Origin of the sequence: Cohaesibacter gelatinilyticus (assembly GCF_900215605.1) — a bacterium.
In the GTDB taxonomy this organism is placed as follows: domain Bacteria; phylum Pseudomonadota; class Alphaproteobacteria; order Rhizobiales; family Cohaesibacteraceae; genus Cohaesibacter; species Cohaesibacter gelatinilyticus.
Genome location: NZ_OBEL01000002.1, coordinates 1 through 21,195, shown reverse-complemented (window position 1 = coordinate 21,195; position 21,195 = coordinate 1). Strand labels below are relative to the sequence as shown.

The window sequence follows — 21,195 nt, the reverse complement described above, 5'->3', positions numbered from 1 at the left end:
CAGCTAGGTGAACGGAATAACCCATTCTGATCTTGGTCCTGGATGAATCCCAGGATGAAGGAAAGATAATTGAAGCGAAAAGAGAGCGCCCGCGCAAGTGGCTAAAGGGTGAAACTGACTAGAGCCATGCTGTGACGCTATCCCAGATCAACTTCAGAGCGATGACGAACATGGCGCTATAGGCAAGTCGATAGAAGTAAGTTTGGCTGATATGACGCACAAGCCAGATGCCAGTCAATGTCGCGATTGGTGCAAGGGGTAGCAAGGTCAGGGATGTTTGCAAATTCTGGGTCGAGAATTGTCCAAGTGCGAAATAAGGGACAAGCTTGATGGCGTTGACGATCGTGAAAAAATAAACTGAGGTGGCGACGAAAGTGATTTTGTCCAGTCTCAAAGAGAGCGTATGGATTTGGTAAGGTGGGCCGCCAACATGGGCGATAAAGCTGGTCAGGCCTGAGACGGCACCCCAGAAAATGGCCGAGATTGAGCCTTTTTCGGGCTGTTCTTGTTCAGAGCCATTCTTTTTGAGTTTGCCCAATGCATAATCGAATACGAAAGCCAGTGCAGTCAGGCCTACGGCCAGTCGAATCAGTTCAGCGCTCAATAGATCGGCCATCAACCAGCCAAGGCCAATGCCAAGGCAAGCAGCCGGGATCATGATCTGCAAGATCGACCAGTCCGCCTTACCGCGATAGGCCCAAAGTCCGACCATGTCCATGACCACCAGAATGGGTAGCATGATAGCGGCTGCTTGCACCGGAGACAGGCTGAGCGCCATAATAGGCACGCCTAACATGCCCATGGAACCAGCAAAGCCACCTTTGGACAGGCCAACCAGGATGACGGCGGGAATTGCGAAGAAATAAAAGTCGGCAGGCAATGGCATGAAGTGCCCCGAATTTGGCGGGTCAATGGTGGGGATGCGCTTCTGCTTAGCGGCCCCCCGGCTAAAAGTCGAATAAATTGTCGCAGAAGTTGCTCTTTTTGCTCAATAGACGACGAGCTGGTGGCGCGGTATTTATGGAGCAAATCTGCATTTCTTTGGGAGGCCTCGCATGAGCGCACAATATAAAGACGTTTATAATAGCTGGAAACAAGATCCCGAGGGCTTCTGGGGAGAGGCTGCCAAGGCGGTCGACTGGTTCAAACCTGCTGACAAGGTTTTTGATGCCGATCTGGATGTTTATGGTCGCTGGTTTGCCGGTGCGGAATGTAACACCTGCTACAATGCGGTTGATCGCCATGCTGATGGCGAGCGTGGTGATCAGGATGCCATCATTTATGATAGTCCGATCACTGGCTCCAATGCCAAGTTCACTTATCGGGACGTGAAAGCTCAAGTGCAGGCGCTGGCGGCTGTACTGCAGGATCAGGGCGTTGAAAAAGGCGATCGCGTTGTCATCTATATGCCAATGATCCCACAAGCGGCCTTCGCGATGCTGGCTTGTGCGCGTATCGGTGCCATTCATTCCGTGGTCTTCGGTGGTTTTGCGGCGAATGAGCTTGCAACACGCCTCAATGATGCCAAGCCAAAGGCGATCATCTCTGCCTCTTGCGGCATCGAGCCGGGACGCGTGATTGCCTATAAGCCGCTTCTTGATGAGGCCATTGAGTTGGCTGAGCACAAGCCAACATCTTGTATTGTCTTCCAGCGCGAGCAGTTGAGTTGTGATCTGATTGAAGGTCGTGACGTTGATTATAGCGCGGGCGTTGCTGCTGCGATTGACGCTGGCCGCGAAGTGCCTTGTGTGCCTGTTGCTGCAACAGATCCGCTTTATGTGCTGTATACTTCTGGCACCACCGGTCAGCCAAAAGGCGTTGTGCGCGACAATGGTGGTCATATGGTTGCGCTTAGCTGGTCCATGAAGAACCTTTATGACATCCAACCGGGTGAAGTGTTCTGGGCTGCGTCAGATGTGGGCTGGGTTGTTGGCCATTCCTATATCGTTTATGCGCCGCTGGTGCATGGCGCGACGACTGTCCTGTTTGAAGGCAAGCCTGTGGGTACGCCAGATGCAGGCACCTTCTGGCGTGTGATCAATGAGCACAATGTTGTCTCTCTCTTCACTGCACCGACCGCTTTCCGTGCGATCAAGAAAGAAGATCCGAACGGCGAATTCATTGGCAAATATGATCTGTCCAAGCTGCGTACTCTGTTTCTGGCAGGTGAGCGCGCTGACCCTGATACCGTTCAGTGGGCAGAAGATATGCTGAAAGTGCCGGTGATTGATCACTGGTGGCAGACAGAGACCGGTTGGGCGATTGCCGCCAATCCGGTTGGCATTGAGCTGTTGCCTGTTATTCACGGTTCTCCGACTGTCGCTATGCCTGGTTATGACGTTCAGATCGTTGGATCTGATGGCCATCAGGTGGCTGCAGGCGATATGGGCAATATCGTGATCAAGTTGCCGATGGCTCCGGGCAACCTGCCTGGCCTGTGGCAGAATGATGAGCGGTTCCGGTCTTCCTATCTGGAAGAGTTTCCTGGCTATTACCAGACCGGTGATGCGGGCTATATGGATGAGAATGGCTATCTTTACATCATGTCTCGCACCGATGACATTATCAATGTGGCGGGTCATCGTCTGTCCACCGGCGCCATGGAAGAGGTGCTCTCTGCCCATCCGGATGTTGCCGAATGTGCCGTGATTGGTATTGCTGACAAGCTCAAAGGTCAGCTACCTGCCGGTTTCGTGGTTCTGAAGTCTGGTGTTGATCGTACACCTGCTGAAATCGAGAAAGAACTGGTCAGGCTGGTGCGAGAGAAGATCGGTCCTGTTGCAGCCTTCAAGATTGCCGTGACTGTTGATCGCCTGCCAAAGACCCGCTCCGGCAAGATTCTTCGTGGCACCATGCGCAAGATTGCAGACAACGAAGAGTATAAAATGCCAGCAACCATTGATGATCCAGCCATTCTGGATGAAATTGGTGAAGCTCTGAAAGAGCATGGCCTGTAAGATCGAAGGATCAGGACTTTATTGAATTGAAGAAGGGGCCAGTGTCCCCTTTTTCACGCTGTGAGATGAACACAAAAAAGCCGGGCGATGCCCGGCTTTTTGATTTGTGCCTGATCGCTTGAAGCTATTCTTCGTTTTCTTCCTGAGGGGCAGGGGAAAAATTGGCAAAGACAGAAGCGGCATCTGGAAGATTTGGTTCTTCCTGTGGTGCTTCGGCTGGCTTGAAGTTGCCAAACGGATCTGCAGGATTGATGGATTCTTCCGGAGACAGAAGAGTCGGATCTTCCGGCAGCTCCTGACGGGCAGGGGCATCAGCCGCGGACTTCTTGACTTCCAGATCCAGATCAATCTGCTTACAAATACCAAGAGTTACAGGATCCATTGGTGTCAGCTGCGCACTGTTCCAATGGGTGCGATTGCGGATGGCCTCAATGGTTGGCTTGGTGGTGCCAACCAGACGTACAATCTGAGCATCTTTCAGTTCAGGATGGTTCCGTACCAACCAAAGAATGGCATTTGGGCGATCCTGACGCTTGGAAACAGGTGTATAGCGTGGGCCACGACGCTTTGGCTCCGGTACAGTTACTTTTGGCGGTGCCAGTTTGACCCGGTAAGTTGGGTCATTCTGTGCTTTTTCAAGCTCCTCACGCGTCAACTGGCCAGTCATGATTGGGTCAAGGCCTTTGATGCCTTGGGCCGCTTCGCCATCAGCGATGGCTTTGACTTCCAGTGGATGCAGTTTGCAGAAAGCAGCGATCTGATCGAAAGACAAGGCTGTGTTATCGACCAGCCAAACTGCTGTTGCTTTCGGCATCAGGGGTGCATTCGACATGGTACATCCTCTTCGTTGCTTGGCTCGGGTTTTTACCGGGCTAGCTTGGGAAATTCGTCTGAAATTACAGGGAATGGATATACTATACTTGGATTGAAGGCACTAAGCAAACAAGAAAACGTTTTTTCTTCTCGTTTGCGGGGCTTTGTCTTGTTGACAAGAGTAGCAATTGAGCCTTTTCGTAAAAAAGTGCCGGACTGCCATATGGCTTCAAAGCATTGAGGCAGGAGAATTGCTCCTCCTGCCTCATCAGATTCGGCCTTGCTACAGAGATTTACTCGGTAATGCGGACATTGTTCAGAGCAGCCGCGATCTTCTTGAAGTCGGCAATCATTTGGGCCGTGTTTTTTGGTGTGAAGGCATATTCCGGCAAGGTGGCGCAATCACGCAGCAATTTTGTCGTTGATGAGCCGAGATTACCATAAGCAACGGTATATACCTGAACGCCGGCTGTTTTTGCTGTCTGACAGGATTCCAATGTTCTCTTATTCATCTCATTTGTGGTTGAACCAGAACCGGAGATGCGTCCGTCATTGGAATAACCATAAGCTGAATAACCGCTATAGGTATTGGCGCCATCCGACATGACGATCAGAAACTTGATGGTTTCTTTGTCTGAATAAGGCGCACCTTCGGTCAATGGTGATTGTGGAGACAGGGCACGCAAACCCCAGATGGTGCCCATGTGAATATTGGTCCATCCGCCAGCGTTCATTCTGTTGATGTCTGCACGCACGGTGTTCATGTTTTTTGTCAGAGGCGTAATTTTCTGGATATAACAGCCATAGTTGGGGTTATAACGAGATGGGGTTTTTCTATAATATTTGCCGTAGCGATCCTTTATTGGATTGCTTCTGGCGCTTCCCGACAATCTGTCACTGATATAGGAACGGCTCCTGCCATCCCTGTCATCGGGGAAGAAGAAGGGCAAATAATAGCTGTCTCCAAATCTGGAATCCGGTGCTGTATCATTCACATCATAAGGATGTTTGCGCGCTTCCATACATCCTTCCCATTCCGTGTTTCTTAGGGTCTCGAACAGTTCGAGACGATTGGAATTCCTGGGTAACCGGAGATGCCTATTGCGAGACTGGTTATTCGTATGTAGGGATGATTTGCTGTCCTGATCCAACCAGCTGGCATCTTTTTTGCCTTTGTCCACGCGAACCAGATGATTGAAGGGCACAAGTGCGATGCGCAGATCTTCGCTGTTTTGCTGGTTTTCTTCCAGAATATTGACCAAGCTGGTTGCAGCTTGTTTCAATGCTCTTATTCGACTGCCGCCCATGGAGCCGGAATTGTCCAGAACCATGGCCACCTCGATAGCCTTGTCACTGGAGACTGCCTGGCTTTTGGCCTTGTAATCCATACTGTTGATTTGTGCCAGTTTCATGAATGTAGTCTTGGTGGAGCCGTTGGCCCAGACCTTGATCTTGTTTGGATTGCGCTCGATTTCGATCAGATTGACATTCACATTGGTGCCGCCCGGAACATTGGCCTGAACATAGCTGCGCACCAAAGTTCTAATTTCGTCATCATTTTGCAACGGAATGCGGTTCACTGCGGCCAGAACAGCGGCGTCTATAGCATCTTGCAATTGCTGGCGGTCGCTACTGGTACGTGAATAATCAACTGCGGCACCTGCCAGCACGATGAGAGGCAGAAGGCTTAGCGCAAAGATGATTGCAACGGCGCCTTGCTCTTCCTGATAGAAACGATGGGACGTGGAGCGCACCGTATGCCCCATCTGGCTGATTTTACTTTTGAGCACTGCTTTCAGTTGCCTGGCTAACTGACTATGCATGTTGGGCTCCATTTCTATCATTCGCCATCAATGGCATATGGCCGCAGTGATTTCCTCCTGAAAGGAAGTGGTGGCAGCCGGAACAAGATAATTTTGTGCTATTGAAGCCAAATAGCCTTACCAACTTCTTGCCAAATGGGTTTGACCCCGAGCCTTTTGGTAAACGGGGTTAAAATTGGTTTACTGCAATGTTCGAATTTTACGAGAATTACGAGAAATGAGATGAGCCTTTGCTGCTATATAGAAAGTCGCCTCCAACACGGAACATTATAAAAAAAGAGGCCTGCGGGCCTCTTTGAAATCTGGCAAATCAGTTTTACCTAATCGATCCTGAGCATGATTTTGCCACTATGTTGAGAGCTTTCCATTAACCTATGAGCCTTGCCGGCATCCTCCAGGGGATAGGTTTTGTAGATAAGCGGTTTGACCATGCCTTTTGAAAGCAATGGCCAGACCTGTTCTCTCAATTCATCTGCAATTTTGGCTTTGAAACTATCTGACCGGGCTCGTAACGTCGAGCCGGTATGGACCAGTCTCTTCATCATCAGGCGACGGAAATCGGCCTCGACCAAGCCCCCTTGCAAGAAAGCAATGGAGACGATGCGGCCATCATTGGCAGCGGCAATGTAGTTTTTGGTGATATAGTCTCCGCCAACCATATCGAGAATGACATTGGCCCCTTTCTTGTTGGTCCAGCTACGCAGTTCCTTTACCCAATCCTGGTCTTTGTAATTGATCGCCAGATCTGCCCCCAGATCCCGACAGATCTGGCACTTCTCCTCATTCCCAGCGGTGGTGATGACGGTCGCGCCAAACGCCTTTGCCAATTGGATGGCAGTGGTGCCGATGCCTGAGCTGCCCCCATGGACCAGGAATGTCTCTCCTTGCTCCAGTTTGGCACGCTGGAACACATTGTGCCAAACCGTGAAAAAGGTTTCGGGCAGGCCTGCTGCTTGCTCCATTGATATGCCCGATGGGACAGGTAGTACGCTTCCCTGATCGGCCGTGCAATATTGCGCATAGCCGCCACCGGAAACGAGTGCAGTGACCTGATCGCCCAATTTAAGATCTTTGACATCCTCACCGATCTGAACAACCTCACCAGAGATTTCGAGGCCAAAAATATCGGAAGCTCCCGGAGGAGGTGGGTAGCCACCGGAGCGTTGGATGCAATCGGGGCGGTTCACGCCCGCATAGGCGACCTTGATAAGGATTTGACTGGCGCCAGGTGCTGGTACCGGGCGTTCTATCAATTTCAGGCAGTCCGGCCCGCCTGGCTCGTTTGCAACAATTGCTTTCATGGTAATGGGGAGAGGCTTGCTGTTTGGCACGATATTTCTCGCAAGATAGTCGGATTGAATGATGATCGGTGCGACATTAGCAAAGCTGACTTACCGCTACAATCAGCCTTTGTAGGGTGCCTTTATCTTCAGTGACTTGGGATTGGCTGAGTTGGTATCAATGATAGCGCTCGTTGCTTGTGTAGCGGATGGCGTTGCCATTGAATGGCGTGATTGCTCGAAATCGTTTGAGCTTCTTTTGCCAAGGCAGGCCATCAAGAGGCGATCTGCTGATGATATGGAAGACAGTATGGGGAATTAATCGTGCCAAAATAAAAGCGCAAGATGGGCTGGTTCGCCATCTTGCGCTTTGTTTCGGCTATTTTTATCTCAAGTTTACGGGGCTTGAGAATTTATGCCGTTGTCTTGCAGCCCTTAACTTGCTTTCACATCGTCCAGGAATGTTTTGATGATTGAGTTCAATGCTTTGGATTTATCATTCAGTTCCTTGGCTCCTGATTTCACATCCATGGATGCTTCGCCGGTTTGTGAGGCAAATTTGGTCACTTCAATGATGTTTTCAGTCACTTCTCTGGCGCCCTCGGATGCTTGTGTCACGTTGCTTGAAATCTCGGTTGTTGCTGCGCTCTGCTGTTCTACAGCTGCCGAAATACTTGATGCAATTGTGTTGATCTCGTTGATGGTTTCAGTGATCTGTTTGATGGAGCTGACCGCATCGTTGGTTTCTGATTGAATATTATTGATCTGCTGACTGATATCACCCGTCGCTTTGGAGGTTTGATCAGCCAGTTCCTTTACCTCTGCGGCTACGACTGCGAAGCCTTTGCCAGCATCCCCCGCACGGGCTGCTTCAATTGTTGCATTCAAGGCAAGCAGATTGGTTTGTTCGGCAATTTCCGAAATCAATCCGATTACTTCACCGATTTTCTGAGCGGCTACGGAGAGCTTCTGCACCTGTTGATCGGTGTTGTTGGCTTGCTCCACCGCATGCAAGGTGATCTCGGAAGATTTCTCTACCTGGCGGCCAATCTCATGGATTGATGCGGAAAGTTCTTCGGTTGAAGCTGCTACCGTTTGGGTGTTCACTGATGCTTCCTCAGCCGCACTTGCAACTGTTGTCGATCGATGGTTGGTGTCGTCTGCAAGGCCTGACATGACCGACGCATTGCTATCGACCATGGACACGGAGCTGGAAACATCCTGCAGAAGGCTCGCCACCTGGGTATCAAACTGATTGGTCAGCTCTTCGATCCGTTGAGCTCGTGCATCTCTAAGTTCCAACTCTTTGGCCTCTCGTGCTGCAAGTTCATCGGCCTTGATCATGTTGGCCTTGAAAACCTGAACTGCCGAGGCCATGTCACCGATTTCATCCTTATTGGATTGTCCTGGAATTTCGACCGTTTTGTCGCCTTCAGCCAATTGAGACATCGATTTTGTGATGTTTTGGATTGGACGAGAAATCATGCGTCCGATGACAAGGGCAGCGATGAGACCCAGAACAATGCCAATGACGGATACGACAATTGTCGTTGTTACTGCCTGTTCCATATTGGTGCTTGCTTTGGGACCAATCGTATCCTGTTCTGCCTTGACCCTCAACTTGACTGACTCAATGGATTTGGCAACCGTTGGGCCAATGCGATCAAGTGTTCCGGAGATCAGGTTGTTGCGTGATACAATGGTGTCGTGGACTTGCTTGAAGGCGATATCATATTTTTCATGCAACTTGGTGACTTCGGCGGCCAATTTCCTTCGGGTGGGATTCTGTAAAGATTGTGACAACTCATGATGAGCGGCCTTCATTGCCTTGGATTCTTTCAGAACTCTCTGGAACGCTTCTTCTTCGTTTGTTACCAGATATTTGGTCGCATAGAGACGCATCAGAAGCAAATTGCGCTGTGTCATTCCAGCAAGAAAAGCAGCGGATGTATCATTGTCCTCATATGCGCTCTGCATGATCCTGGTCAGGTCCTTTTCCATTTTTGGACCTGTGGCATCGAGTGTACCAGTAACCAACTCATTGCGTTTGTCCTGAAGAGACGTCACTTTTTCAAATGTACTTAGATATTCGGTAAGATTCTTGTCAGTTTCAGCTATGACTTGTTTGTCTTTGTCGCTAACCGGCATTTTGCTGAACTCTTGGTTCAGTTTAAGAGTGCTTCCAGCACGGGTCTTTACAGTTTCAACATTTTCCTTGGACGCATGGATGATGAAGTTTTTCACTGCAAGGCGAGCTTCCAGCAAATTTGCCTGAATCCGTCCGGCCTGGTTGGTTTGCAAAGCAATGGACCGATATTGTTTGAAGTCACTGTTACCGCTGCTTAGTGTGAAGACACCGAAAGAGGCGATAGCCGCCAACAAAAACAAGATCATTCCAAATCCGGAAAAAATCTTTGTCGAAATTTTGAAATTCTGAAACATATGGCCACCTTTATGTCAAGTTTCAGAAAATTTACATAGTTGTACTTAAATATACGTTAATGTAAAAATCACTTATACTTAAGTTACTTCGTTATTACTAAATTCTATTTATGGTTGTATCTTAATTTTATTCTTCATATAATTAAAGCATGCTTTTTATTGTCTGTTTTTTGAATTCATCGGAAATTGACTTTGATAATGCCACTCTGACAAGTATTGCAGAATGGGCGTCATCCAAATTTGACCCACGGGATTTGTAGGCGGGAATGCTTATTTCTCTGGAAGGATATGGAAAGATGCTACCCAAATTGCCCCAGTCAAATGGTTTGATTAAGTCCGAACTTTAGGTTTAGGCTCCATTAATTCTGCATATTCTGTTTAACGTGAAGTATTCATATTGATGAACCAATGACAAAATAGGGATGGTGCCCTTTTTGCAGTCATTGGTTCGATAGATGGGTACTTCACGGCAAACCCGAATGGCGAGGTACTTTCGCCCATTGACTGCGCCGGATAGCCTTGAAAATGAACCATATTGTCGCGGCTTTCCTCCTTGCCAATGAGAAAAATTGTTTTCGCAGAATTCGCTTGATTAATGGGCCCTGAGCTTAAGAAGTGCAGGGTCTATCGGATCCCGTAGCTCAATATATTGACGTGGGTGTGTGTTCCGACAAATTGTATTTTCAATAGTCGAATGTTTTGAGTTTATTCTGTAATAGAGAAGCCTTGATAAATTTTACCGCTTTCATATATTAATTTCGCAACTACTTATTGGTCTTTGATGTGTAAAAGAAAATGGTAAATTTATCTTGAAAAATTTGATTTATTAACTATTTGTTAATTGTTTATAGCTTAAATTAACTTATCCATATCATATGGATATTGAGTGGCTCCTGTCACTCTGTTTGACGCCTCCCTGTTAACTCCTGAGAGCCGCCTATCGCGGCTCTTTTTTTGTCTTCATATGCATGAAGGCTTGCTTCTGGTTGCTTTGCAGGCTCAAGACATATCTCTCCCGGTATAACAATTTGCTGTCATATCTTAACCATATTTGGGCTTTGTGCTGGATGATCAGCGTTTTTGCGCAGATTTGATCGGCTGATTGGGGTATGGATGTGCTGCTCTTTATTTTGGCAGGTGAGTTCTGCTAAAATTAACGATTAATAGAGCTGTCAAGAGTTAATCTGGTAATTGGCATGGTTTGTGCTTGATATTCTCGCAATTCATGTGTGCGCGGATAGTCTGTTTGAAAATGAGACAGAAGGCATGCTAGGCAGGACCAGAGAGTTGGAGGTCACATGAAAGACAAGCGTAAAATCCGTACAGGAGACGATCCTGTAGCTTTTGGCGCCAAACTTGCTGATTCAGACAGTTTCAAAACCCTGTTTCGAGATGGTATGGCGCTGGTAGAAGAAGCTGCCGATTATCTGGATGGGGAGGGACGTGATGAGGCCAAGAATTTGCCACGTGTGGCAAGTCTGGCATATGCGACCGAATCCATGCGTTTGACCACTCGTCTTATGCAGATGGCGTCCTGGTTGCTGTTGCAGCGCGCTGTCAATGAAGGCGAGATGAGTGCTGAACAGGCTGGTCAGGAAAAGAACAAAGTGCGTTTGCATGGTCTCAGTTCTGCCAAGGATGGTCCGGGCTGGGAAGAATTGCCAGCGCGTTTGCGCGATCTGATCGAGCGCTCCCTACACTTGCAAAAGCGTATCCGTCATCTGGATGATGTGATCTATAACAAGGCTCCAGAGACTGAGGTGCCTGTTGTGGTCAGCAACCCAGTGAGCGACCAGATCGGCATGATTGCCAGCGCCTTTGCTGCCAAGGCTGATTAATCCACGGCTGACAGATCCTTGCATAATACAAATAAAGCGCCACACGGCGCTTTTTTATTGTCTGCGTGCAGGCTTCTCCCAGCTCTTGGTCGGCTTTCCGGTAGTTCTTTCCTGTTTCAGATAAGTGATCTATCTTCGAAAGCGAAAACTTGTCGGAGAGAGGTATTATGGAACGCTTTGAAGGAGGATGCAGTTGCGGTGCTGTCCGTTATGTTGCCACGGGTCTCCCATATCGGGTCGGTATCTGCCATTGTCTTGATTGCCGAAAGCATCATGGCGCTTTGTTCTATGCGGCTGCCGTCTTTGGGCAAGACGCTGTGAAGATTGAAGGTGAGGTGCGGGACTATAAAGGGCGTAGCTTCTGCCCCAATTGTGGGTCATCTGTCTTTGCGTGCAGTGATGATGAGATTGAAGTGCATCTTGGTTCGCTGGATGCACCCGATCAGTTTATACCAAGCTATGAAATCTGGACCGTGCGCCGCGAAGCCTGGTTGCCACAATTTCCCAAAATGAAACAATATGAATGTGGACGCGAAGAGGCAGAGTGCTTTGAATAGTCCCTTGGTGGTTCTGTTTGTCTTTTGAAGGATAGCGATATGTCACAGAAAATACTGATTAGTGCCTGTCTGCTGGGACAGCCAGTTCGCTATAACGGTCGTGGATTGTCACTTGAGAGCCAGTTACTGGATCTTTGGAAAGAGAAGGGCCTGCTTGTTCCCATCTGCCCAGAGGTTGAGGGCGGTTTTCCGACACCACGCCCGCCAGCTGAAATCGAGCCGAATATGGCCGGGACAGATGTTCTTGATCACGGCGCTCGTGTGAAAGATGTCACTGGAGCGGATGTGACGGATGGATTTGTGGCGGGTGCCAGAATCGCTGTGAGGGCTGCACTGGATGCCGGATGTCGATTTGCCATTCTGACAGATGGAAGCCCCTCATGTGGTAGTGTGCGCATTTATAGCGGCAGACATGATGGAGAAAAGCGAGAGGGGATCGGTGTGGTGACAGCTGCCTTGCGGCAAGCAGGCATCGAAGTTTTCGCGCAGCATCAGCTCAAAGAATTGGCATTGAGATTAGAGCATTAGAAACTCGAGTTTCCAAACGAAAAAAGCCCGGCAGAGCCGGGCTTTTTTGATCTCGATGGCAATCTGGGGCATCTTCGCATGAATTCTTGTCCGAAAAGTCGTACAACTTTTCGGGAATACACTTAGGAACCCAGGAAACCAGAGAATTTGTCTTTGAAGCGAGATACGCGACCGCCGCGGTCCAGCAGCTGGTTGTTGGAACCGGTCCATGCTGGGTGGCTGGTTGGGTCGATATCCAGGTTCAGGGTATCGCCTGCTTTACCGTAGGTGGAGCGGGTTTCGAATTCGGTACCATCGGTCATCACAACTTTGATGGTGTGGTACTCAGGATGAATGTCTTTTTTCATCGTCGGATGTCCTTAATACTGGGCCTCAGGCCGCGTCCGTATCCTCTATTCCAAGAGGTGATCACTAGGGCGAACTGATCCAAAAGTTTCGGCTGCGGGCGTAGGCCGCCGCACAGCCGCAAAATAATTTGATGGACCCTATAGCGCAGGCTGTTGAGATATACAAGCCTGTAACCTATCTTGAGTCAGAAAAATGCGTATAGCCGGACCATGTTGGGCCTCATTTGGGGTTAAGTCCATCATTTATGCTTTATGCCAAACCAGCGGGAATTTTCATGACCAAGAAAGCCGCGTCCAATGCGCGCTCTTTCCAACCCTTGATGCGGTTGGCTCCTTATGCCTTGCGGTATAAAAGACTGGTGCTTATGGCGCTATTCTCGCTTTTGCTTGCTTCTGGTGCAACCCTGTCCTTGCCAACCTTTGTACGGGGATTGGTGGATCAGGGCTTGAGTCAGGGAGATATCGGCTTTGTCGATCAGTATGCAGGATGGCTGCTCCTGGTCGTGGTCTTTTTGGCGTTGGGCAGCGCACTTCGCTATTACTTTGTTATTGTTCTGGGCGAGCGGGTGGTCAATGATCTGCGCTCTGATGTTTTCTCCAAGCTGACGCTTCTTTCCCCGCATTTCTATGATCAGGCCCGTTCAGGAGAGGTGATTTCCCGTCTGACCGCCGATGCCACACAGATCAAATCCGCGGTTGGAGCAAGTGCTTCCATGGCATTGCGTAACTTTCTGCTCTTTGTCGGGGCCGGAGCGATGATGGTATATACCAGTCCGTCCATGTCGGCCATGGTGTTGGCGGCTCTGCCTTTCATTGTTCTGCCCATGGTGGCTCTTGGACGCTGGGTTCGCGGACGGCAGCGTTTTGCGCAAGATCGCCTGGCGGATAGCTCTGCCTTTGCGACTGAAGCCATAGGTGCGATGCGAATCTTGCAAGCTTTTGGTCAGGAAAAGAGAGCACGAGGTTTTTTCTCAGCGCGAATCGAGGAGGCCTTTGAAGCCGCGCAGAAATCGGTGCAGGCACGGGCTGTGTTGACGGCCTTTGCCATCTTTGTGATCTTCTCCTCCATCATCGGTGTTTTGTGGTTTGCAGCCCAGGATGTAGCAGCAGGCAATTTGTCTGCCGGGGCGCTTAGCCAATTTGTTCTCTATTCTATGCTGGCAGCTGCTGGCCTTGGTGGCATGAGCGAGGTTTGGGGTGAAATCTCTCAAGCTTCTGGTGCCGCTGAGCGCTTGTTTGAGCTGCTGGATGAAAAGGTGATGATTGAGAGTCCGGCTGAGGGGCGCCATTTGGTAGCAGATCAGAAGCTTGATGTGCACTTCGATGATGTTGGCTTTGCCTACCCCGGCCATCCTGAAAAGGAAATCCTCAAGGATCTGAGTTTTTCGATCAAGGCAGGTGAGACGGTTGCTATCGTCGGACCATCTGGTGCGGGCAAGTCCACTCTCTTTCAATTGCTGATGCGTTTCTATGATTTGAGCGATGGCATGATCAGGATCGGTGGCGAGGAGATACGCACCCTTGATCTGGCCTCTCTTCGTCATGCCATGGCCATGGTTCCGCAGGAACCTGTGGTTTTTGCCATGTCAGTGGCTGAGAATATTGCCATGGGGCGACAAGAAGCAGACAGAACGGAAATTGAAAGTGCTGCCAAAGCTGCTCATGCTCATGAATTTATCCAGCATCTCGGTGATGGTTATGAGACGTCCGTTGGCGAGCGCGGTGTGATGCTCTCCGGTGGTCAGCGACAGCGTCTGGCCATTGCTCGTGCGATTCTGAAAGATGCGCCGTTATTGCTGCTTGATGAGGCTACATCAGCTCTGGATGCTGAAAGCGAAGAACTGGTGCAGGAAGCGTTGAATGAATTGATGGTCGGGCGCACCACATTGGTAATTGCTCACCGCCTGGCGACCGTGAAGAAAGCCGACCGCATTCTGGTTCTTGATCAGGGGCGCCTGATCGAAGAGGGCAATCATGAAGGCCTGATTGCCAAAGGCGGTCTCTACGCTCGTCTGGCGCGTTTGCAGTTCGGCTATGAAGAGCGGATTGAAGAGGCTGCAACAGTCTCCTGATCCTCAAAAGTAGGCCAATGGTTAGCTCTGGGTGAGTTTCAGTTCGATGCGGCGATTCTTACGCAGAGCTTCTTCGCTCTCGCCCTCTTCAAGCGGCTGGAATTCGCCAAAACCTGCAGCGACCAGCCGGGTTGGCGGTACGCCTTTGGAGATCAGATACTTCACAACGGAAATGGCACGCGCGGTAGACAGTTCCCAGTTGGATGGGAAGCGTGCGGAGTTGATTGGGCGTGCATCGGTGTGACCATCAATCCGTAGAACCCAGTTGATCTCTTCAGGGATTTCGCGGCTCAGCTCCAAAATAGCCTCTGCCAGACGATCAAGCTCGGCCTTGCCCTCAGATTTCATGTTGTCCGCTCCTGAAGGAAACAGAACTTCTGATTGGAAGACAAAACGGTCACCAACCACACGGATATCGGAACGTTGGGACAGGATCTCGCGTAGACGGCCAAAGAAGTCCGAGCGATAGCGGTTCAACTCCTGCACGCGCTGGGCCAGAGCGATATTGAGACGCTTGCCGAGGCTGGCAATCTTGGTCTGGCTTTCGCGATCACGTGTCTCGGATGCCTCCAGAGCATCTTCCAAGGCTGCGATCTGGCGGCGTAGTGCAGAAATTTGTTGATTGAGCAATTCCACCTGGGCCAAAGCTCGCTGGGAGATAACCTTTTCGCTTTCCAAAGATTTGCTCAGGGCAGCAATCTGGCCTCCGGCGCTATCCTTGTCGCCGGCCTGGGCTTCCAACTGGGTGAGCAAGCGATCTCTCGAGGCTTCCGTACTGGAGAGATTGGATTGCAAGGTGAGCAGTGAGCCTTCCAGATCCTGCTTGCCTGCGCGCTCGAGAGCCAGTAATTCGGTCAGTTCAGCAATCTGGTTATTGAGTTTGTTCAGAACTGTGTCCTTGCCGGAGATTTCCTGGCTGAGGAAGAATTGTGCGACCATGAACACGGTTAGCAGGAAAATGAGTACCAACAGCAAGGTTGCCATGGCATCAACAAATCCTGGCCAGTAATCGGCCCTTGGATCATTGCGTCTGTTGCGTGACAAACCCATGGAAGCTGTCCCTTATTCCTGGCCGTCGGATTGGGAAAGGACACTGTCCAGACGTTCCAAAAGCTGCTTGATGTCCTGCTGTTGAGTGGACTGCTGGTCGGCCCAGTCGCGCATCAATTGCTGTTCGGAGCGTATATGTTGCACAAGTCCCTGAATGCCTTCCGCCAGATTGGCCATGGCATTGTTGGCGTTGCGTCCACTGCTGGCGTCAGCTGCTGGCAAATTGTCGAGCTTGGCTGTCAGCTGCTCCAGAGAGCGAACCAGTTGGTCGTTTGGCAACGTGGCTGTACCAGCTCCATTGTTGCGTGCTGCCAGTGGATCAGTCAGATCATCGGAGCGGATATCGGTGACCGTGGATAGCCAATCTTCGAGATTGGTGTAGAACCGGGTTTGGGCCTGGCCTGCTTGCAGATCCAGAAAACCGAGGACAAGGGAACCAGAAAGACCAAACAGAGAGGATGAGAAGGCTGTGCCCATGCCCTGCAAAGGGGCTTCAAGACCGGCTTTCAGATCCTCGAACACGACACCCACATCGTTGGAGGCAACCGAGAGAGAGCGAATGACGTCGCCAACTGAACTTACTGTTTGCAAGAGGCCCCAGAATGTGCCGAGCAAGCCAAGAAAAACCAAAAGGCCAGTGAGGTAGCGCGAGATATCACGTGCTTCATCCAGGCGCATCCCGATGGAGTCGAGAATGGAACGCATGGTGGATGTATCAATTGCCATGCGACCAACTCGATCCCCAAGCAATGTTGCCATGGGGGCCAGCAAAATTGGAGGACGTGCAACTTCCAACCCGGGATCTCCGAGCCGAAAATTATTAACCCATTTGACCTCTCGAAATAGTCGGACAACTTGTCGCAAGGCCAGAAAGATGCCAACTCCGAGTACGATGAAAATCATCGAATTCAGCAAAGGGTTGGCCCAAAAAGCCTCAATGATCTGGCGATACAGGATGAGAGGAATAAAAGCCGCTGCACCGATAAAAATCAGCATGCGCCACATATAACGCTGTGGGCTGGCAAGCTTGTAGGGATCTACATCAGTCATCTTTGTCCAACTTTTCGCGGTTTTGCCGAAGCCTGCATCGAAAAAAGGGCCGGATTGAGACTCAATCCGACCCTTAAAGACATAGCTCGTTTTTCACCGGTTGCGAAGCAGCAAAATTGAAATTTTGTCGGACCCACACCAAAAACGGGTTGTGCCGGGTTTTGGTGTTGCTTTGCAATAGGTTTGTTCTGGTTATCCTTGCGCACGCTTGAGGTTGCGCATGATATATTTACGGATGGTCTCATTGCCCGCGACGATGGTGCCGTTTTCCAGCATCTTGTCACCACCTTTGATATCGGTGACAAAACCACCGGCTTCGCGGACCATGAGGATGCCTGCCGCTATATCCCAGGCATTGAGATATTCTTCCCAATAACCATCAAAGCGACCTGCCGCCACATATGCCAGATCAAGAGAAGCAGCACCCATGCGGCGAATGCCGGAGACATCGGCCATTACTGCTTCAAGCTGACCCAGATAGTCCTTGTGCTTGCCGCGGCCAAGATGCGGTACACCGGTTGCGACCACACAATCATTGAAATCTTCACGATTTGCGACACGCATGCGGCGATCATTGAGGAAAGCTCCGCGGCCACGTTCGGCGGTAAAAAGATCATCGGTTGCCGGGTTGTAGATTACGGCGGCGATGATCTTATCTTCATGCTTCAAGGCAATGGAAATGGCAAACATCGGTATGCCATGCAGAAAGTTGGTGGTGCCATCCAGTGGATCCACGATCCAGGTATGGCTTTTGTCCAAACCTTCTTCCGCGCCGCTTTCTTCCATCAGGAAGCCGAAATTCGGGCGGCCTTTCTGCAATTCTTCGCGCAGGATTTTTTCGGCCTGATAATCGGCATTGGAAACAAAGTCACCAGGGCCCTTGCGAGAGACCTGCAGGTTTTCCAGTTCGCCAAAATCGCGAGACAGACGACGGCCAGCTTTCATAGCGGCCTGGACCATGACGTTGAGAAGGGCTGAACGGGCCATGTGGTATATGTCCTTGTCTAAAAGGGAAAAGCCATGCGCTGCATCTCGTCACTCCGAGCGCTGCGCATGGCTAAGAATTGAAAGTCGTTAGAGCCTAGTCGGCACGGCGCACATAGGTGATTTCGTTGGTATCAACGACAATTTTTTCACCAGTGGTGATGAATGGAGGCACCATACAACGAACGCCGTTATCCAGCATTGCAGGCTTGTAGGAGGAAGACTGGGTCTGGCCTTTGATGGTAGGTTCGGTCTCGGTTACTTCCAGGGTTACCTGATCTGGAAGCTGAATGCCGATAGGGCGTTCTTCATGCAGTTCCACGACGACGGCCATGCCGTCTTGCAGGAATGCTGCGCGTTCACCAACAAAGTCCTTGTTGAGTTCGAGCTGTTCATAGGTTTCGGTATCCATGAAGACCAGATTCTCACCTTCTTCATAGAGATAGGTGAAATCTTTTTGCTCAAGACGAATTCGCTCTACGGTTTCGGTTGCGCGGAAACGCTCGTTGAGTTTGCGTCCGTCAATGAGATTCTTGAACTCTACCTGTGCAAATGCACCGCCTTTGCCGGGTTTCACCGCATTGATTTTTACCGCAACCCAGATGGTACCCTGATGTTCGATCACGTTACCGGGGCGAATTTCGTTACCATTGATCTTCATGATATGTCATCTCGCTGGCAGGGCCATAGGCCTCCGTCAGGAGGGAGCTCTGGGCCGTGCAAAAATCTTACAGAAAAAAGTCTACCGCCCTAGGACCACACTCTCGAGGATTTTTCAAGACTTACGCTGGATTTTTTCCAGCTTGCCCCGAAAAATCGGGCAGATCGGTGCCGAAATATCCCATAACCGGATGATGAAATCTATTGTTTGCTTGTGTTGATCTGCTTACCAGATGCTGTTTTGTTCCAGTTGGACCTGAGCTTTCGCCTGTTGGTCAGGGGAGAGATTGTTGTAGAAATTCTCCAACCAATCATCTTTTTTGCCCGCCCTTCTTGAGAGCAGATACCATTTGGCTGCTGTGACGGGATCAGCTTTGGTTCCAAGACCACGTGCCAGAATGCGTGCAAGACGATTTTGTGCCAGAATATTGCCGTTGTTGGCGGCTTGGGCTATCCAGGAAATTGCGGCTTGCTCATTCTTTTGTACGCCTTTGCCTTTGAATAGCATCAGTCCAAGCTCAAGCTGTGCGTCAGCGAAACCATTTTGAGCAGCCTTTTGCATCCAATAGCTTGCCTGATCCAAATTGGGGACCGGCAGAAAATCTGACTGATAGATAGACGCGAGGGCATATTGGGCATCAGCCAGACCAGCTTGGGCCGACTTGGTGAACAGGTCCATGGCCTTGGTCAGATCCTGACGACGGCTTTGGCCTTGCAAATAGATGTAACCAAGATTGAATTGTGCATCTTTTTGATTTTGCTCGGCGGCCTTTTCAAAAAGCTGAATAGCCTTTTCCAAATCGCGTCCAACGCCTTCGCCCCGGGCGTAGGCAAGGCCAAGGGCGAATTGTGCTTCGCGATCACCATTTTCGGCTGCCAATTCAAACCATTTGACCGCCTCTTTGATGTCTTGCGGTATTCCAAGTCCGTTTTTGTATAATTCTCCCAACAATGTCTGGCTGGCTGCATCGCCTCTACCAGCCCATTTGATGGCAAGATCAAATGCTTTCAGATAACGTCCACGTTGAAAGGCATCATAAGGTGCATCAGGAGAGGTTTCCTCATCGGGCACATTGAACGGATTTGCATTGGTTGTCGGGGCGATTTCGATCGGTGCCGTCGGCTTGCCAACTTCCTGCGCTGAGAGAGATTGAACAGACGATAAGCCAACCAGTAACAGGACAAGCAGACCCGCAGCGTGCCGGTGGGCGGGAGAATACTTGCTTGCTCGGACTATGGTCTTGGTAGGCTTTGGCATGGATCTTCCTTATTTGCCCTTATCTCTCAGTTATTCTTCGATGGCGTATTGCGCAAGAATGCCGTTGGCTTTCTGGATAGCAAGGCGAGGGCCTTGTTCATGGTTCCAGATTGCAGAGCGCAGGGCGATGAATTCTATGCCAGCCTTGGCAGCTTGCTCGCAATTGTTCATGGACGAGCCAGACACGATTACAGCTGGAACTTCAAACAAGCTTGACCACCAATCTGCCATTTCAAAGGGTTGAGCATAAGTCTCATCTTCTTCCGGTGCATCAAGGCGGCCGAACATGATGTAATCAATGCCGCTTTCGCCACGCTGCATGGCTTCATGGCGCTTGCTGGTACCCTCTGCCCCGGTCATGAAGCGGTTTGAGAAGTCTTCGACTCCCTCGGAAATGGCTTCCAGATCACCGTCAATATGCAGGCCATCGCATTTGGTGCGACCTGCAATGCGACTGTCACCACGCAAGACAACTGCAATGTCTTTTGCTTGGGCGATTGGAGCGAGGGTCTGGGCAATTTTTTGCAATTCGGTATCAAGCTTGGCATCACAATCGATCAGCAAAGCAGCAATGCCTCCTCCGGCGATTGCCTCGCTCAATTGAGCTGGAAAAATCTCCAGATCAATATGTTTGGGAGTTATGAGATAGATTTGTGTGCTTTGCATGGGTCGATCTTGTCCTTGGCATTGGAAGACCTATCAAGTCTTCTCTTAAAGCCGGTGTTAAGGCTCTATGGCAGGCCATTGCGGCAAAAATTGGTTATCCTGATATCCTCAATATCCGACATGGGTGCAAGTGCAATTGTCGCAAGGGAGGGAGAGGGGGCCATTTTTCCAAGCTTTTGCCTAACAAAAAACGCCGATTGGTGACCAACCGGCGTTTTCGTCTCAAATGAGATATGCTCTTTTAGTATCGACTTTCGGGTTTAAACCCCTCGTCTTCAGACGAGCTGGCTTCAGCGCAGGGAAATGAGGGTGATCATACTATCCAGAAAAATGAACCGCCCAATGGGATTAGAGGTTCATTTTTCTGGATAGTATGATCATGCAATACGACAAAGGCAAACATTGCGTTTTCTACCATCGTTATCACTTGGTCTGGTCGACCAAGTATCGCTACAAGGTCTTGGTTGGCGATATACGATTGCGTGTGAGAGAGATTCTGAGACAGGTTTGTTCTGAGAACCGGGTGGAAATCATCCATGGAGCACTTTCTCTCGATCATGTCCATATGTTCGTATCTGTTCCACCAAACCTGTCGGTGAGCGATCTCATGCGCAAAATGAAGGGGCGGTCTTCTCACAAGGTGCAGCGAGAATTCCCCCAGCTTAAAAGACGCTACTGGGGGAAGCACTTTTGGGGTCGTGGATATTTTTCGACCACGAACGGAGCTATTACCGAAGATATTGTACTTCAGTACCTTGAAAGGCACGTGCAAAATCCTACCGACATCAGTCGGTAGATGGGATGGTTGCCGTCCTCCCATCGCGGCATCGTAATGTGCCAGCATACGGGTGTTGACGCCTGTAAAATCGA

General features: G+C 50.1%; 18 protein-coding genes. 6 read left to right on the top strand and 12 right to left on the bottom strand.

The window, feature by feature from the left end:
• Window positions 1-118 precede the first annotated feature (118 nt).
• Window positions 119-886 (bottom strand): sulfite exporter TauE/SafE family protein, encoded by a 768-nt coding sequence (locus tag CRO57_RS10090; protein ID WP_097153341.1) that lies wholly within the window; start codon window positions 884-886, stop codon window positions 119-121.
• A 169-nt stretch (window positions 887-1,055) separates the two neighbouring features.
• Here CRO57_RS10090 and CRO57_RS10085 point away from each other — a divergent pair, with 169 nt between their 5' ends.
• Window positions 1,056-2,957, top strand: coding sequence for a propionyl-CoA synthetase (locus CRO57_RS10085; protein ID WP_097153340.1), 1,902 nt, complete (start codon window positions 1,056-1,058; stop codon window positions 2,955-2,957).
• 124 nt (window positions 2,958-3,081) lie between these two features.
• On the opposite strand, the gene CRO57_RS10080 is transcribed toward CRO57_RS10085, so the two are convergent.
• From CRO57_RS10080 to CRO57_RS10065, 4 genes are all read right to left on the bottom strand, one after another.
• Window positions 3,082-3,789 carry a DUF1013 domain-containing protein gene (locus tag CRO57_RS10080; RefSeq protein WP_097153339.1) on the bottom strand — a complete coding sequence of 236 codons (708 nt, stop codon included), beginning with the start codon at window positions 3,787-3,789 and terminating at the stop codon, window positions 3,082-3,084.
• A gap of 274 nt (window positions 3,790-4,063) precedes the next feature.
• Window positions 4,064-5,593, bottom strand: coding sequence for a TadE/TadG family type IV pilus assembly protein (locus CRO57_RS10075; protein ID WP_170956035.1), 1,530 nt, complete (start codon window positions 5,591-5,593; stop codon window positions 4,064-4,066).
• Window positions 5,594-5,913: 320 nt separating this feature from the next.
• Window positions 5,914-6,894 carry an NAD(P)H-quinone oxidoreductase gene (locus tag CRO57_RS10070; protein WP_097153337.1) on the bottom strand — a complete coding sequence of 327 codons (981 nt, stop codon included), beginning with the start codon at window positions 6,892-6,894 and terminating at the stop codon, window positions 5,914-5,916.
• Between the two features lie 414 nt (window positions 6,895-7,308).
• Window positions 7,309-9,315, bottom strand: coding sequence for a HAMP domain-containing methyl-accepting chemotaxis protein (locus CRO57_RS10065; protein ID WP_097153336.1), 2,007 nt, complete (start codon window positions 9,313-9,315; stop codon window positions 7,309-7,311).
• Window positions 9,316-10,613: 1,298 nt separating this feature from the next.
• Here CRO57_RS10065 and rcdA point away from each other — a divergent pair.
• The 3 genes from rcdA (at window position 10,614) to CRO57_RS10050 (ending at window position 12,238) form a co-directional block, all read left to right on the top strand.
• The gene (gene rcdA, locus CRO57_RS10060; RefSeq protein ID WP_097153335.1) at window positions 10,614-11,153 is read left to right on the top strand and encodes a protease adaptor protein RcdA; all 540 of its coding nucleotides are present in this window, start codon (window positions 10,614-10,616) and stop codon (window positions 11,151-11,153) included.
• 167 nt (window positions 11,154-11,320) lie between these two features.
• Window positions 11,321-11,710 (top strand): GFA family protein, encoded by a 390-nt coding sequence (locus CRO57_RS10055; protein ID WP_097153334.1) that lies wholly within the window; start codon window positions 11,321-11,323, stop codon window positions 11,708-11,710.
• 39 nt (window positions 11,711-11,749) lie between these two features.
• Window positions 11,750-12,238 (top strand): 2-thiouracil desulfurase family protein, encoded by a 489-nt coding sequence (locus tag CRO57_RS10050; protein ID WP_097153333.1) that lies wholly within the window; start codon window positions 11,750-11,752, stop codon window positions 12,236-12,238.
• A 122-nt stretch (window positions 12,239-12,360) separates the two neighbouring features.
• On the opposite strand, the gene rpmE is transcribed toward CRO57_RS10050, so the two are convergent.
• Window positions 12,361-12,585 carry a 50S ribosomal protein L31 gene (gene rpmE, locus CRO57_RS10045; protein ID WP_097153332.1) on the bottom strand — a complete coding sequence of 75 codons (225 nt, stop codon included), beginning with the start codon at window positions 12,583-12,585 and terminating at the stop codon, window positions 12,361-12,363.
• A 275-nt stretch (window positions 12,586-12,860) separates the two neighbouring features.
• On the opposite strand from rpmE, the gene CRO57_RS10040 reads away from it, so the two are divergent.
• A complete protein-coding gene (locus CRO57_RS10040; protein WP_097154018.1) occupies window positions 12,861-14,657 on the top strand; it encodes an ABC transporter transmembrane domain-containing protein in 1,797 nt (598 codons plus the stop codon).
• Between the two features lie 21 nt (window positions 14,658-14,678).
• Here CRO57_RS10040 and CRO57_RS10035 read toward each other — a convergent pair whose 3' ends face one another.
• The 6 genes from CRO57_RS10035 to CRO57_RS10010 form a co-directional block, all read right to left on the bottom strand.
• The gene (locus tag CRO57_RS10035) at window positions 14,679-15,707 is read right to left on the bottom strand and encodes a peptidoglycan -binding protein (protein ID WP_097153331.1); all 1,029 of its coding nucleotides are present in this window, start codon (window positions 15,705-15,707) and stop codon (window positions 14,679-14,681) included.
• A gap of 12 nt (window positions 15,708-15,719) precedes the next feature.
• Window positions 15,720-16,757, bottom strand: a complete 1,038-nt coding sequence (locus CRO57_RS10030) for a flagellar motor protein MotA (protein WP_097153330.1) — start codon at window positions 16,755-16,757, stop codon at window positions 15,720-15,722.
• 192 nt (window positions 16,758-16,949) lie between these two features.
• Window positions 16,950-17,744, bottom strand: a complete 795-nt coding sequence (locus CRO57_RS10025; RefSeq protein ID WP_097153329.1) for an inositol monophosphatase family protein — start codon at window positions 17,742-17,744, stop codon at window positions 16,950-16,952.
• A gap of 94 nt (window positions 17,745-17,838) precedes the next feature.
• Window positions 17,839-18,402 (bottom strand): elongation factor P, encoded by a 564-nt coding sequence (gene efp, locus CRO57_RS10020; RefSeq protein ID WP_097153328.1) that lies wholly within the window; start codon window positions 18,400-18,402, stop codon window positions 17,839-17,841.
• A 225-nt stretch (window positions 18,403-18,627) separates the two neighbouring features.
• Entirely contained in the window at window positions 18,628-19,659 is a 1,032-nt protein-coding gene (locus CRO57_RS10015) for a tetratricopeptide repeat protein (protein ID WP_097153327.1), read from the bottom strand.
• A gap of 30 nt (window positions 19,660-19,689) precedes the next feature.
• A complete protein-coding gene (locus CRO57_RS10010; protein ID WP_097153326.1) occupies window positions 19,690-20,325 on the bottom strand; it encodes a thiamine phosphate synthase in 636 nt (211 codons plus the stop codon).
• Window positions 20,326-20,704: 379 nt separating this feature from the next.
• Between CRO57_RS10010 and tnpA the strand changes: the two genes are divergently transcribed.
• Window positions 20,705-21,121: an IS200/IS605 family transposase gene (gene tnpA / locus CRO57_RS10005; protein WP_097154017.1), complete on the top strand. Its 417-nt coding sequence runs from the start codon at window positions 20,705-20,707 to the stop codon at window positions 21,119-21,121.
• Window positions 21,122-21,195: the final 74 nt, after the last annotated feature.

Coding starts and splice junctions, on each gene's coding strand:
- CRO57_RS10090 (WP_097153341.1), bottom strand. CDS start 886: ATGCCATTGCCTGCCGACTTTTATTTCTTCGCAATTCCCGCCGTCATC.
- CRO57_RS10085 (WP_097153340.1), top strand. CDS start 1,056: ATGAGCGCACAATATAAAGACGTTTATAATAGCTGGAAACAAGATCCC.
- CRO57_RS10080 (WP_097153339.1), bottom strand. CDS start 3,789: ATGTCGAATGCACCCCTGATGCCGAAAGCAACAGCAGTTTGGCTGGTC.
- CRO57_RS10075 (WP_170956035.1), bottom strand. CDS start 5,593: ATGCATAGTCAGTTAGCCAGGCAACTGAAAGCAGTGCTCAAAAGTAAA.
- CRO57_RS10070 (WP_097153337.1), bottom strand. CDS start 6,894: ATGAAAGCAATTGTTGCAAACGAGCCAGGCGGGCCGGACTGCCTGAAA.
- CRO57_RS10065 (WP_097153336.1), bottom strand. CDS start 9,315: ATGTTTCAGAATTTCAAAATTTCGACAAAGATTTTTTCCGGATTTGGA.
- rcdA (WP_097153335.1), top strand. CDS start 10,614: ATGAAAGACAAGCGTAAAATCCGTACAGGAGACGATCCTGTAGCTTTT.
- CRO57_RS10055 (WP_097153334.1), top strand. CDS start 11,321: ATGGAACGCTTTGAAGGAGGATGCAGTTGCGGTGCTGTCCGTTATGTT.
- CRO57_RS10050 (WP_097153333.1), top strand. CDS start 11,750: ATGTCACAGAAAATACTGATTAGTGCCTGTCTGCTGGGACAGCCAGTT.
- rpmE (WP_097153332.1), bottom strand. CDS start 12,585: ATGAAAAAAGACATTCATCCTGAGTACCACACCATCAAAGTTGTGATG.
- CRO57_RS10040 (WP_097154018.1), top strand. CDS start 12,861: ATGACCAAGAAAGCCGCGTCCAATGCGCGCTCTTTCCAACCCTTGATG.
- CRO57_RS10035 (WP_097153331.1), bottom strand. CDS start 15,707: ATGGGTTTGTCACGCAACAGACGCAATGATCCAAGGGCCGATTACTGG.
- CRO57_RS10030 (WP_097153330.1), bottom strand. CDS start 16,757: ATGACTGATGTAGATCCCTACAAGCTTGCCAGCCCACAGCGTTATATG.
- CRO57_RS10025 (WP_097153329.1), bottom strand. CDS start 17,744: ATGGCCCGTTCAGCCCTTCTCAACGTCATGGTCCAGGCCGCTATGAAA.
- efp (WP_097153328.1), bottom strand. CDS start 18,402: ATGAAGATCAATGGTAACGAAATTCGCCCCGGTAACGTGATCGAACAT.
- CRO57_RS10015 (WP_097153327.1), bottom strand. CDS start 19,659: ATGCCAAAGCCTACCAAGACCATAGTCCGAGCAAGCAAGTATTCTCCC.
- CRO57_RS10010 (WP_097153326.1), bottom strand. CDS start 20,325: ATGCAAAGCACACAAATCTATCTCATAACTCCCAAACATATTGATCTG.
- tnpA (WP_097154017.1), top strand. CDS start 20,705: ATGCAATACGACAAAGGCAAACATTGCGTTTTCTACCATCGTTATCAC.